This is a genomic window from Clostridium sp. UBA3061, from assembly GCF_002367465.1.
Lineage (GTDB): Bacteria > Bacillota > Clostridia > Clostridiales > Clostridiaceae > Clostridium_J > Clostridium_J sulfidigenes.
Map to the genome: position 1 here is coordinate 148,284 of NZ_DFCF01000002.1, position 12,551 is coordinate 160,834.

A 12,551-nucleotide genomic window follows, 5' to 3' on the forward strand; every position below is an offset into this window, starting at 1 on the left:
TATGAAAAGTATTGAAACTAAAAATTTAGATATAGCTTATGATGATACTCTCATTGTAAGGGAATTAAATATGCAGATACCAGAGGGAAAGATAACTTCTATTATAGGAGCAAATGGATGCGGTAAATCAACTATTTTAAAAGCAGTTGGACGTATATTAAAGCCTAAAAAGGGTGTAGTACATCTAAGTGGACAAGATATAAGTAAATTGCCTACAAAAGAAATAGCCAAAAAGATGGCAATACTTCCTCAAACTCCTACTGCACCAAGTGGACTTACTGTAGGTGAGTTAGTTGCATATGGACGTTTCCCTCATCAAAAAGGTTTTGGAAATCTCACAGAAGAAGATAAAAGAATTGTTAAATGGGCTTTAACAGCAACTAAGTTAAGTGAGTTTGAGAGAAGAGAAGTTGATGCTTTATCAGGAGGGCAAAGACAGAGAGTTTGGATTGCTATGGCGCTAGCACAGCAAACTGATTTAATTTTATTAGATGAACCTACTACTTATCTTGATCTTGCTCACCAATTAGAGGTTTTAAAGCTTTTATATGAGCTTAACCGTAATCAAAAGTGTACTATTGTTATGGTACTTCATGATTTAAATCTTGCTGCAAGATTTTCTGATTATATTATTGCTATTCAAAAAGGCGCTATCATAAAACATGGAACTCCTGAGGAAGTTATGACTCCAGAGGTCCTTAGAAAAACCTTCAATATCAATGCTGATGTTGTTATTGAACCTAAGAGTAATCGTCCAGTATGTATTACCTATGATATTGTAGATGAAAATGAGGATGTAGAGTTGAAGGAAAAGGAGGCAGTGGGCATATGAGAACTACCTTACGTATTTTTATGGGAGCCAGAAAATATTGGATTTATTTGATATTAGCATTAATAGCCGTTATTATTTCCACCATAGCAGGATTTTATAATCCATGGGCCCTAAGAGAGCTTACAAGTATAGCAACAGAAGGAAGCGCTGATTTTGGAGCCCAATCTTTACGAATAGGATTGATGCTTTTAGTTGCAACTGTACTTCAATCAGCTGGAAGTTCTATTTCAGGATATTTAAACCATCATGCAGCTTTACATTATGTTGCAGATATGAGAACAGAACTTTACTCTAAGCTTCAACATATGGGGCTTAAGTATTTTAATAAAAGTCGTACAGGAGATTTAACTAGCAGAGTTATTAATGATGTTATGGAGGTAGAGATTCTTTTAGCTCACGTAATTCCTGATTTTGTTGTTAATATATTGACTTTCGTAGGTGTTGGGGTATTATTATTTTCTATTAATGTAAAGTTGGCTTTTTTAAGTCTTGTTACTATTCCTTTTCTTATTATGATTACTCTTTGGCAGAGTAATCATCTTTCTCCTATATGGAAGCAGAATTCTATGGTTAGGGGAGAACTTTCTGGTACTGTTCAAGATAATTTTTCTGGAATTAAAGAAATACAGATATTCAATCAACAGGAAAGAGAAGAAAAAAGGATTAAGAACCTTTCTATAAAACATAGTAAAGCATACTTAAAGGCAAGCTTCTTTTTTGAAACCACTTTTCCACTTCTTGCATTTTTCACTGCTCTAGGTTCTGTTATAGTTATAATATTTGGTGGATTTATGGTTTCAAGAGGAGAAATTAACATTGGAGATATTGTAGGATTTTCTATGTATCTTGGTATGTTTTATGGACCTATAAAGAGTTTTTCAAGACTTATGGAAATGTCAGGTACCGCACTTGCAGGGTGTAGACGCGTTTTTGAGGTTATGGATGAAGTTACAGATGTTAAAGAGAAAGTTAATGCAAAGAAAATGTATAAGGTTAAAGGAGAAATTGACTTTAAGGAAGTTTCTTTCTCTTACAATGATGAAGTAAACATTTTGCAAAATATAAATTTAAAAGTAAATCCAGGAGAAACTGTAGCTTTTGTTGGGGCAACTGGAGTGGGCAAAACCACAATAGCCAGTCTTTTAAACCGCTTTTATGATCCTCAGAATGGAGGTATTTTAATTGATGGAATAGATATTAAAGATGTAACTTTAAAGAGTCTTAGAGATAATATAAGCATGGTTTTACAGGACACCTTTTTATTTAACGGAACAATTTATGAAAACATTGTTTATGGCTGGAAAGAAGCTACTAGGGAGCAGGTTCTTAAGGCTTCAAAGGCGGCTAATGCTCATGATTTTGTTGAAAACTTAGAAGATGGTTATGATACCATAATAGGAGAGCGTGGAGTACGTCTTTCTGGAGGACAGAAACAGAGGATTTCCATAGCTAGAGCAATCCTTAGAAATTCACCTATTCTTATTTTGGATGAAGCTACATCAGCTCTTGATACAAAAACAGAGAAAGAAATCCAAGCTGCATTAGATGAAATTTCAAAAGATAGAACAACTATAGTAATTGCCCATAGATTATCAACTATCCGTAATGCAGATAAAATTGTAGTTCTAGAAGGAACAGGCATTAAAGAAACGGGAACCCATGATGAGCTGATTCGTTATGGAGGAACTTATGCTATGCTATATAGAAGTCAGGTATCTTAAATGTAAAAAAATAACGATTTAAAATTGCAAAAGCAATTTTAAATCGTTGATTTTTTTATTTATTATTATGTTTTGAAAGAAATTTTTGCATAGCATAAACAGAATCTGAACTAATAACGTGTTCTATAGCACAAGCGTCTTCATCTGCAATAGAACTATCGATGTTTAGAATTTTTATAAAGAAATCTTTAATAATATGATGCTTTTTAGATGTAGATCTAGCTATTTCTAAGCCTAAAGGAGTTAAAAATATTTCCTTGTATCTTTCATTAGTTATAAGTCCTTTTTCAGCTAAAGTTACCATAGCGCTATTAGTGCTGGCTTTAGTTACTCCAAGCTTTTCTGCTATACGAGTCATTTTAACTCCTTTACCTTCTTCTGATAACTCATAGATAGCTTCTAAATAATTTTCCATTACAAAAGTAAGTTTTTCCATACAAATCTCCTGTGATTTTTAAAGTTGATTTTATTCACTCTACATTAATAAAATGCCTTTTAATAATAATAACATATTTTATATGGAGTTCCCAGAATAGAGATATAATATATTGATCCAGAAATGTATTAAATGATGTTTTTCTCTTAATTCTTCACCATCTTTTATGAAATAAAAAATATGAAGTCTTTTTACTATATATTCAGGGAGGTCATAATAGATATATCTTGCTTTGAAGTTATATCTATATGGTTTGTATTTAATCCTAAGCATTTCTAGAAGTAGATCTAAGGAAAAATTTTGATAAAATGATATTGCTTCAATATAGTTATGTCCGTTAAGTTCCTTCTCAATAAGGAACTGGTACAGATTAAATAAACTATCTACTTTTTCTATTATTGACCTAAGAGTTTTTGAAAGCTCAATCTTATTAATTGGAGCTACTTGGGCTACATTGCATTTGTCGAAAAGCACAAGTATATATCCATGGATTTCTTTATTTTGTTTTTCTGAACTTCAATGGAGTTTTTCCGTAAGTCTTTTTAAACATTTTAGAAAAGTTTGCAGAATAATTATAACCCACTTTTTGAGATATTTCTTCAATACTTAAATCTGTGGTAGATAAAAGGTTTGCAGCAATATTCATTTTAATATGATTGGTGTATTCCCCAATGGACATGTGATAATGTTTAGAAAATCCTGCTTTTAATTTTTGTTCATTTAAAAATACCATCTTGCTTAAAGTACTGATATTAGGAGGGTTATTATAATTTTTTTCTAAAATATCATGGGCTTTTTGAATAGCATGGATATCAGACGAGGTTAGTTTTATTATTCTGTTAGCACCAATATTAATATTTCCATAATTAATTTGATTAGTAAAAGCATTCTCAGGTTTAGTGGACTCATTTATTAATATAGCTATGCACTCTAAAATTTTACTTTCTAGATAAATACTATTTAAGGAATTTTCATAAGTTAAACTTTGTAACTGATTAATAATATCTATAATTTCTAAGGGTAGATAAGTATAGGTATAATTTTTGATAAAAGAATCAAAATCCATTATCTTTGGAAAGTTAGATTTTATTATTTCTTTAAAATAATTTTCGTATATAGTGATTTCAGTTCCATGAAAATGTTGTCCTTTTTTCCAATGCTGTTCACCTTTTAGATTTTTTTCAATGACAAAGAAGGATGAAGGGGTAAAGGATGAAACAGGATTATTTTCAATTTTAAATTCTGTAATTCCTTTATAAACTAAACCAAAACGCATTAAATATTCAGGATTATCAAAGTATATGGAAAAATCCTCAGGTATTGTATAGTCTGCAATACCTAAATTATAATAACCATCTCTTGAATAAGTAATTAAGTGGCCAAGTTCAGGCTTATTTTTATTTGTATATAAAGTATAGTTTTTACTTTCAATTTTACTAAAGCATAATTTATTTAAAACCACAGATTTAAATTCTTCACTAGATTTTACTATCATAAAAATCCTCCTTCTTATAAATAATATTATATATAATTTGTAATTAATCAAGGGAAAATACTTTATTTAGATGTAAAAATAATTAAATTAGGTGCAAATATTGTTATGATAATGATAATCATATACAATTAGCTTTGTTAATATAAGAATTTAATTATTGAAAGGAAGATATAGATGAAAAGAAAATCAGTATTAAAAGCAATTCTAGCTACCTGTATGGCATCAATGATTTTAGTTGGTTGTTCAAATACTTCAACTGTAGAAGAAAAAAATAAAACCGTTACAGTAACAGACGTTAGAGGAGAAGTTGAAATTCCAGAGAATCCTGAAAGAATAGTTGACTTAAGTGGTAATAGTGATATTTTATCAATTTTAGGATATAGGGTAATCGGAACTGCTAATAGTGATGCTTACGATTATACAAAATTCCCTACATATTTAGAAGAGACATTAAAAGGTGCAACTATATTAGGTTATAGCATGCAAGATACTATGGATGTTGAAGCAATAATGAACTTAGATCCAGACTTAATTGTCATATCAACAGTTCAAGAAAAAATGTATGATCAATTAAGTGAAATCGCTCCAACTGTAATGATTAAATTAGAAGCTTTAGACTGGAAGGAAGATGTTAAGTCTTTAGCAAAGGTATTTAATAAAGAAGAGGCTGCAAATACTTGGTTAGAAAATTACGATAAAAAGTCAAAAGAAGTTGGAGATAAGATTAAAGAAACTTATGGTAAAGATACAACTTATTTATCTTTCTTAGCTAGTGGTGGTCAATTCTATGTATTTGATGGAGCAGGTTTTGGTAATGTTTTATATGAAGATTTAGGATTAGCTAAACCTGAAGGTATGCCAGAACAAAATGATATAAGTTTACCAGTGGTAACATATGAAGGATTAGCGTCAATAAAATCAGATTATATATTTGTGATTGCAACATATGAAGATTTAAAAGTACTTGAAGAGAATGGGGTATGGAATAATTTACCTCAAGTAAAAGAAGGTAAAGTTGTTAAACTAGATTCTTCACCTTACTTTGTACAAGGCTATAGTTCAATAGGTAGACAAGTGCTTTTAGACGAAATAATGGAGATGTTAAATGAAACAAAATAATAAAAATACAATAACTTTTATAGTTTGTAGTATTTTTATTCTAATAATCGGTGTATTCCTAGCTATTAGTCTAGGAGTCACCAATATTGGAATATCAGAAGTTTGGAATAGTATTTTTAATTATAGTGAAACTATAGAACCTATGCTAATCAGAGATATGCGTATTCCTAGGGCCCTTACAGTGTTACTCACAGGGGGGATTTTGGGAGTGACAGGAGCTATGATTCAAGGAGTTACAAGAAATCCAATAGCAGAGCCGTCCCTTCTTGGAGTAAGTCAAGGGGCAACTATGGTTATAGCTATATTTTATGCTGTTGGGATTACTATAAATACTACAAATGTTATGATAGCTTCATTAATTGGGGCAATCTTTAGTGGAATTATAGTGATGGGATTTACATCAAGAAAATCAAATAATAGATCTATAGCAAAAATACTTTTGGCAGGTACTGCTATGAGTACTTTCTTTATTTCTTTAACAACTATAATAGGACTTTTATCAAATAAATCTCAGTTTATTGCTTTTTGGGTTTCAGGAGGTTTCAGAAATGCAACCTGGGCAGATTTTAATTTAGTTGCAATAGTTGGAATCCTAGGTTTAATAATAGCTATTTTCCTATCAGAGAAAATAAATATTCTAAGCTTAGGGGATGATGTGGCAATTAGCCTTGGGCAAAATCCAGAAAAAATAAGATTAATAACTTTCCTTGTTATGATACCAATGTGTGCAGCGGCTGTGGCTGTTGGTAAAAATATAGCCTTTGTTGGACTTATAGTTCCACAAATAGTAAGAAAAATATTTGGAGAAGATTATAGAAAAAATATACCTTTTTCTTTCTTGTTAGGTGCAATACTATTAACTTATTCCGATATAGCTGCAAGAATGGTGTATAGTCCTTATGAAACCCCTATTGGAATTTTTACAGCTTTAATAGGTGTTCCATTCTTTATAGCTGTAGCAAGAAGGGAGCGAGGTTGATATGAAAAGAAAAAGATTTAAAATAATAATCTCAATGTTATTTATTTTATTACTTGCATCTTTAATTATGTATTTATGTTGGGGAACTTATAAAATATCACCTTTAGATAGTATAAAAACTTTATTAGGTCAAGGAACAAAACTTCAAAATGCAGCAATTTTAAATCTTAGACTCCCTAGAATGTTAGTTGGAATTTCTGTGGGTATTGCTTTATCTACAGCAGGAGCACTGTTGCAGACTATAACAAAAAATGATCTAGCAGATTCAGGGATAATTGGTATTAATGCTGGAGCAGCAGTGGCAGCAGTTATATTTGTTTCATTAAAAACTTTAAATTACTATAGTACACTTGGCCCTCTATCTGTTTATGTATTACCATTTATGGCAATTATAGGTGCAGGAATTTCAGCCACTATAATTTACTTATTATCAAGTAGAAATGGAGTTAAACCAAAGAGATTACTACTTATAGGACTTGGCCTAAATGCGGGATTAAATGCTTTTATTACCTTCTTTACTTTTAGAGGTGGAGTTGGTGATTACAATAGAGTATTAATTTGGACATCTGGAAGCCTTTGGGGAGCAGGATGGAACTATGCAAAAGTAATTATTCCCTTAGTTACTTTAATGTTTATGGTTGTATTATTGGATTATAAAAAGTTAGATGCTCTTAATTTATCTGATGAACATGCAATTTCTCTTGGCTTAAACTTAAATAGGGAAAGAAAAAAGTTTTTATCCTATGCAGTTATTCTTGCTGGTGGAGCTACAGCTTTTGCAGGAAATGTAGGATTTATTGGATTAATATCTCCTCATATAGCAAGAAAGTTAGTTGGTCCCTATCATAAAAATTTCTTATGGGTATCTGGAATTATAAGTATAGTAATAGTTTTATTTGCTGATGCAGTTTCAAGAAACTTATTTTCTCCAATTGAAATACCTGTAGGAATCACAATTTCAATATTTGGAGTGCCATATTTTATTTATTTAATGATGAAGGAGAAATAGATGGAAGCTATTAGTGTAAAAAATTTATCAGTAGCCTATGAAGATAATCTCATAATAGATGATATGAATCTTTCCATTCCTAAGGGTAAGATAAGTATTATTATAGGGGCAAACGGATGCGGAAAATCAACTCTGCTAAAAACAATAGCAAGGGTAATAAAGCCTAAAAATGGAGATATCTTTATAAATGGAAAAGATATAAAAATACAAAAAGAGAAGTATATAGCAACACAAGTGGCCTTTCTACCTCAAGGCCCTGTGTGTCCAAGTGGAATTACTGTAAAAGAATTAGTTGCTTTTGGAAGATTTCCACATCAAAAACTCATAGGTGGACTTAAGGCTCATGATAAAGAAATTATTGATTGGGCAATAGAGGAGACAGGACTTACGGATTTTGCAGATAGAGAAATAGAAAATTTATCTGGAGGACAAAGACAAAGGGCTTGGATTGCAATGACCTTAGCACAAGAAACAGATATAATTATGCTAGATGAGCCAACCACTTATTTGGATATGTCTTATCAGCTTGAAGTATTACAAGTGTTAGAGAAATTAAATAAAGAAAAAAACATTACTATTATCATGGTGTTACATGAGTTAAATAATGCTTGTAGGTTTGCAAGTAATATTATCGGACTTAAAAAAGGTAAGGTTATTTGCCAAGGTACCCCTATGGAAGCTATAACTAAAGAAAACTTAAAAGAGATTTATGGAATTCATGGTAAGTTGCAATTAAGTGAAAATAAAAATTACCCTATATGCATAGATTATGAACTTATAGGGGGATAAAATGAAAAACAAAAACTTTACTATAGTGGTTATTGGACAGATAATATCTTTATTTGGAAATGCAATTCAAAGATTTTGTATGTCCTTATACATTTTAGATTTAACAGGAAGTGCCGCTATTTTTTCAAGGATATTGGCAATTTCAACTATTCCATACATATTATTTGCACCTATTGCAGGACTATTAGCTGATACAGTAAATAGAAAAAAGATAATGGTTTACCTTGATTTTTTCAGTGCTAGGTTAATGGCTATATATTCAATAATATTGATAAGTGGAAGAGATAATATCATAATAGTAGGAAGCATTATGTTCATGCTATCTACTATTTATACCTTATATAGTCCTTCTGTTACAGCTTGTATTCCACAAATAGTTGAAAAGGATAAACTAGCTACAGCTAATGGAATAATTCAACAAGTTGGTGCTATAGTAAATTTAGTTGGGCCTATAGTCGCAGGTTTATTATATAGTTTTATTGAGATAAAAACAATCGTAATAATAAATGCTATCAGCTTTTTCATTTCAGCTATTATAGAGCTATTTTTAGAAATTCCAGATTTGCAGTTAAAGGAAAAAATAAAAAAACCTATTTTACAATCTTTTAAGGAAATGAAAAAGAGTTTTATTTATCTAAAAGAAAAAAAGAAAATTGTCTTAGGAATTATAGTTTCTTATGGTTTAACTAATATTTTTGTAGTACCAATTCTAAGTGTTGTATCTCCTTATTTTATTAAAATAAAATTGAATATGCCTTCAGTTATATATGGTTTTGTAGAAGCAATATTTGTTATAGGAATGATACTAGGAGGATTATTAATAACATTTAGACCTAAAATGTTTAAGATGAAACACATACACAAAACTATGTATCCTATGGTAGTAGCTATTGTAATTATAGGGATTTCCACTCATTTAACTAGAACAAATAAATTTGTTGTTTTAGGATTTTATTCTATAGGAGGTCTTGGAATAATGTTATCACTAGCTTTATCTAACATTATATCTTTAACCTATATTCAACAAGAAATAAAAGAAGATATGCTAGGAAAGGTAAGTGCTTTTTCTACTGCTATTGCAACAGCAAGTGTTGCACCTGGTCAGTTAATATATGGACAACTTATAGATATTAATTTAAGCATTTACAATATCCTATTATTAACTTTAATTCTAAGTATAGGAGTAGTTTGGTTTATAAAATGGAATGTTAGGGAAATTTAAGATAAGGAATCTTCCTAGGGTGTTTATATATAATGTTAACAAAACATAATCATGTAAAAGATACACTAGTAATTTTATGTGATTTAGGCTTAAATAAATATATAGAGAAATATATATTAGGAGAGCGTTATGGTAAAGAGTAAAGAATTATTGTTAATGAGATACATATCATTTTGTATATTAACCTTTCAATTATTTATAGAAGTTGAAAATAAGAGCATAGTAAGTCTAGTTTTTCTTCTATTATTTATTATAAATAATCATTTGAGAATGTTTTATTTAGAGAAAGAGAGAAGTGCTATCCTTTCAATAGTAATAGAGCTAGTATTTATACCATTAGCACAAATGAACTTTGGAGGAACTATTATTTTTTACTTAATAGGGGTATCCATAGATTTATTCCCGTTGAAAAGTAAGGTAGTTAAGTATGGATTAGGGCTTATAATTTTATTTATTGGAATTTATCCGAAGTTTAGCAGGCCTATTGAAGATGGCATTATTAATTTTGTTTTACTTGGAATCTTCTTTATTCTTTTAAGTTATATATCTAGACTTTTTAGTACAAAGGTGGAAGCACAGCAGCTTTATGATAAGCTTAGAGTTTCAGATGAAAAACTTATAGAAGCTAATAAGGAGCTTGAAGGGTATGTAGAGTCTATTGAGGAATTAACTTTATTAAAGGAAAGAAATAGAATATCAAGGGAAATTCATGATAGTGTTGGACATACTTTATCTACTGCTATGATTCAGTTATCTGCCATGGAAGCTATTGCGGAGAAAGAAAATAGTTCTATGAAGGATATGGTAGGAAATTTAAGAGCTTTTATTAATGAAAGTTTTCAAGATGTGAAGAGAGCTGTAAGGGAGTTAAAGCCCGATGAATATGATAACTATCAAGGAATTTTAAGACTTCAAGAGGTATGTAAAAACTTTGAGAGAATGTCTGGAGTAGAAGTTAAGGTCATTATATCAAAGGGTGATTGGAATTTATCAACTAAGCAGATTAATCATTTATATAGAATGATTCAAGAGATTTTATCAAATTCTTTAAAGCATGGTAAAGCAACTATAGTTAAGGTTATTATGAATTTTACAGAAGATGAATTTGTAATATCCTTTAGTGACAATGGCGTGGGAACAGATAAAATTGTGGAAAGTGGACTCGGACTTAAAAGTATAAGGGAAAGAGTAGCGGAGATAGAGGGTATAGTTCATATGAAGTCTAGCAAAGACAATGGTTTTTTTGTTAAGGTTATAGTTCCAAGGGAAGTGGAGGTGTAGGAATGGAAAAGATTAAACTTTTAATTGTAGATGATGAGAAATTAATAAGAGAAGGCTTGAAAGTAATGCTTTCAGTTTATGAGGATATTGAAGTTGTTGGGATAGCTGAAAATGGTTATAAGGCTTTGGAAGTTTGCAAAACCACTGATGTTGATGTTGTTCTTATGGATATAAGAATGAAAACTTGTGATGGGGTTATGGGGACAAGACTTATTAAGGAACAGTTTACAAAGATAAAGGTCATAATTCTTACTACCTTTAAGGATAAGGAGTATATAAGAGAAGCCATGAGGTATGGGGCTTTTGGTTATATGCTTAAGGATAGCTCCCATGATGTAATTTATGAAGGTATAAAAATGGCTTATAAAGGTAATATGGTAGTTCATCCTGATGTGGCCATAGAAATGATGGGAAGTAATGGAGTAATTAAAAGTGATATAGATAAGTATGGACTTTTGGAGAAAGAGCTTAAGATAATAGAAGCAATAGCTAAAGGATTAACTAATAAAGAGATTTCAGAAGAGTTGTTTTTATCAGAAGGAACAATAAAAAATAATATAACCAATATACTATCAAAGTTGAAGCTTAGAGATAGGACGCAGATTGCAATTTTTGCTTTTAAAAATGGAATAGTGACTTAAGTCATTTATGTAGTGACTTTAAGTTATGGCCATCCCCCTGGAAATATCTTATTATAATAGTAAGATAAGTCTAGGGGGTAATTTTATGAGTATTATAGAAGTAAAAAACATCAGTAAAAGATTTAATGATAAGTTAGTTTTAGATAATATTAGCTATGAAGTAAAAGAAGGGGAGATATTTGGCTTTATTGGACCTAATGGAGCGGGTAAGTCAACTTTAATAAATATTATGACAAGCTTATTAACACCAGATAGTGGGACTATTGAAATATGTGGATATGATATTTTAAGGGAGCCGATTAAGGCAAAGGAATGTATGGGATATGTTCCACAGGAGTTAGCTCTAATGGAGGACCTTAATGCCTATGATAATTTAGAGTTCTTTGGAGCTTTATATGGACTAAAGGGGAAACTTTTGAAGGAAAGAATAGCAGAGGCTCTTAAAGTAACTGGATTAGAGGAAACTAAAAAGCAAAAGGTTAAGAAGTTTTCAGGTGGAATGAAAAGAAGACTAAATATTGCAGTATCAATTCTCCACCATCCAAAAGTTTTAATATTGGATGAGCCTACCGTTGGCGTAGATCCGCAATCAAGAAATCATATATTTTCTTTCATAAAAAATATATGTAAGGATTGGGGTACTACAGTAATTTATACTTCACATTATATGGAGGAAATCGAGGAGCTTTGCAAGAGAGTATTTATAATTGATTTAGGCAAGGAAGTATCCTATGGAGATAGAGAAGAGATTAAGGCTTCAGTTTTCTCTAACAATAAGGTGATTATTGAAACTCAAGAGATAAGTGGAGAAACAATAATGAAGTTAAAGGATTTAGAGGGAATCGATAAGGTATCAGATAAGGATAATGTACTTAATTTAACTATTGATTCAAAGTTTAAGCTGGCTAGTGTGCTTTCATTATTAGAAAAAGAAACAGTTAATATAAAGAAGATTAGTTATGAAGAGGCAAAGCTTGAAGATGTATTTTTATCATTAACAGGAAAAACTTTAAGAGATTAGGGGGAA

General features: G+C 30.5%; 12 protein-coding genes. 10 read left to right on the plus strand and 2 right to left on the minus strand.

What is annotated here, in order from left to right; translation table 11 throughout:
• The first annotated feature begins 1 nt into the window (after nt 1).
• Both B2P65_RS00875 and B2P65_RS00880 read left to right on the plus strand, forming a co-directional pair.
• A complete protein-coding gene (locus B2P65_RS00875) occupies nt 2-832 on the plus strand; it encodes an ABC transporter ATP-binding protein (RefSeq protein WP_346847240.1) in 831 nt (276 codons plus the stop codon).
• A complete protein-coding gene (locus B2P65_RS00880; protein ID WP_346847241.1) occupies nt 829-2,553 on the plus strand; it encodes an ABC transporter ATP-binding protein in 1,725 nt (574 codons plus the stop codon). Before B2P65_RS00875 ends, B2P65_RS00880 begins: the two co-directional genes overlap by 4 nt.
• A 55-nt stretch (nt 2,554-2,608) precedes the next feature.
• On the opposite strand, the gene B2P65_RS00885 is transcribed toward B2P65_RS00880, so the two are convergent.
• Nucleotides 2,609-2,989, minus strand: a complete 381-nt coding sequence (locus B2P65_RS00885; RefSeq protein WP_346847242.1) for a metal-dependent transcriptional regulator — start codon at nt 2,987-2,989, stop codon at nt 2,609-2,611.
• A 496-nt stretch (nt 2,990-3,485) separates the two neighbouring features.
• A complete protein-coding gene (locus tag B2P65_RS00890; RefSeq protein WP_346847243.1) occupies nt 3,486-4,484 on the minus strand; it encodes an AraC family transcriptional regulator in 999 nt (332 codons plus the stop codon).
• A 174-nt stretch (nt 4,485-4,658) separates the two neighbouring features.
• Between B2P65_RS00890 and B2P65_RS00895 the strand changes: the two genes are divergently transcribed.
• From B2P65_RS00895 to B2P65_RS00930, 8 genes are all read left to right on the plus strand, one after another.
• Nucleotides 4,659-5,603: an ABC transporter substrate-binding protein gene (locus B2P65_RS00895; protein ID WP_346847244.1), complete on the plus strand. Its 945-nt coding sequence runs from the start codon at nt 4,659-4,661 to the stop codon at nt 5,601-5,603.
• Nucleotides 5,590-6,582, plus strand: coding sequence for an iron ABC transporter permease (locus B2P65_RS00900; protein WP_346879451.1), 993 nt, complete (start codon nt 5,590-5,592; stop codon nt 6,580-6,582). Before B2P65_RS00895 ends, B2P65_RS00900 begins: the two co-directional genes overlap by 14 nt.
• 1 nt (nt 6,583) lies before the next feature.
• Complete coding sequence (locus B2P65_RS00905; protein ID WP_346847246.1) at nt 6,584-7,591, plus strand: iron ABC transporter permease; 1,008 nt, start codon at nt 6,584-6,586, stop codon at nt 7,589-7,591.
• The gene (locus B2P65_RS00910; RefSeq protein ID WP_346878464.1) at nt 7,592-8,380 is read left to right on the plus strand and encodes an ABC transporter ATP-binding protein; all 789 of its coding nucleotides are present in this window, start codon (nt 7,592-7,594) and stop codon (nt 8,378-8,380) included.
• Between the two features lies 1 nt (nt 8,381).
• On the plus strand, nt 8,382-9,602 hold the full coding sequence (locus B2P65_RS00915; RefSeq protein WP_346879452.1) for an MFS transporter: 1,221 nt from the start codon (nt 8,382-8,384) through the stop codon (nt 9,600-9,602).
• Between the two features lie 129 nt (nt 9,603-9,731).
• Nucleotides 9,732-10,883 carry a sensor histidine kinase gene (locus tag B2P65_RS00920; RefSeq protein WP_346879453.1) on the plus strand — a complete coding sequence of 384 codons (1,152 nt, stop codon included), beginning with the start codon at nt 9,732-9,734 and terminating at the stop codon, nt 10,881-10,883.
• Nucleotides 10,884-10,885: 2 nt separating this feature from the next.
• Entirely contained in the window at nt 10,886-11,524 is a 639-nt protein-coding gene (locus tag B2P65_RS00925; protein ID WP_346847250.1) for a response regulator transcription factor, read from the plus strand.
• A gap of 85 nt (nt 11,525-11,609) precedes the next feature.
• Complete coding sequence (locus B2P65_RS00930; protein WP_346877208.1) at nt 11,610-12,545, plus strand: ABC transporter ATP-binding protein; 936 nt, start codon at nt 11,610-11,612, stop codon at nt 12,543-12,545.
• Nucleotides 12,546-12,551: the final 6 nt, after the last annotated feature.

Bases quoted from the DNA above. Each gene is read 5' to 3' on its own strand.
- B2P65_RS00915 (WP_346879452.1), top strand. From the start codon at position 8,382: ATGAAAAACAAAAACTTTACTATAGTGGTTATTGGACAGATAATATCT.
- B2P65_RS00895 (WP_346847244.1), top strand. From the start codon at position 4,659: ATGAAAAGAAAATCAGTATTAAAAGCAATTCTAGCTACCTGTATGGCA.
- B2P65_RS00930 (WP_346877208.1), top strand. From the start codon at position 11,610: ATGAGTATTATAGAAGTAAAAAACATCAGTAAAAGATTTAATGATAAG.
- B2P65_RS00925 (WP_346847250.1), top strand. From the start codon at position 10,886: ATGGAAAAGATTAAACTTTTAATTGTAGATGATGAGAAATTAATAAGA.
- B2P65_RS00910 (WP_346878464.1), top strand. From the start codon at position 7,592: ATGGAAGCTATTAGTGTAAAAAATTTATCAGTAGCCTATGAAGATAAT.
- B2P65_RS00885 (WP_346847242.1), bottom strand. From the start codon at position 2,989: ATGGAAAAACTTACTTTTGTAATGGAAAATTATTTAGAAGCTATCTAT.
- B2P65_RS00905 (WP_346847246.1), top strand. From the start codon at position 6,584: ATGAAAAGAAAAAGATTTAAAATAATAATCTCAATGTTATTTATTTTA.
- B2P65_RS00900 (WP_346879451.1), top strand. From the start codon at position 5,590: ATGAAACAAAATAATAAAAATACAATAACTTTTATAGTTTGTAGTATT.
- B2P65_RS00920 (WP_346879453.1), top strand. From the start codon at position 9,732: ATGGTAAAGAGTAAAGAATTATTGTTAATGAGATACATATCATTTTGT.
- B2P65_RS00890 (WP_346847243.1), bottom strand. From the start codon at position 4,484: ATGATAGTAAAATCTAGTGAAGAATTTAAATCTGTGGTTTTAAATAAA.
- B2P65_RS00880 (WP_346847241.1), top strand. From the start codon at position 829: ATGAGAACTACCTTACGTATTTTTATGGGAGCCAGAAAATATTGGATT.
- B2P65_RS00875 (WP_346847240.1), top strand. From the start codon at position 2: ATGAAAAGTATTGAAACTAAAAATTTAGATATAGCTTATGATGATACT.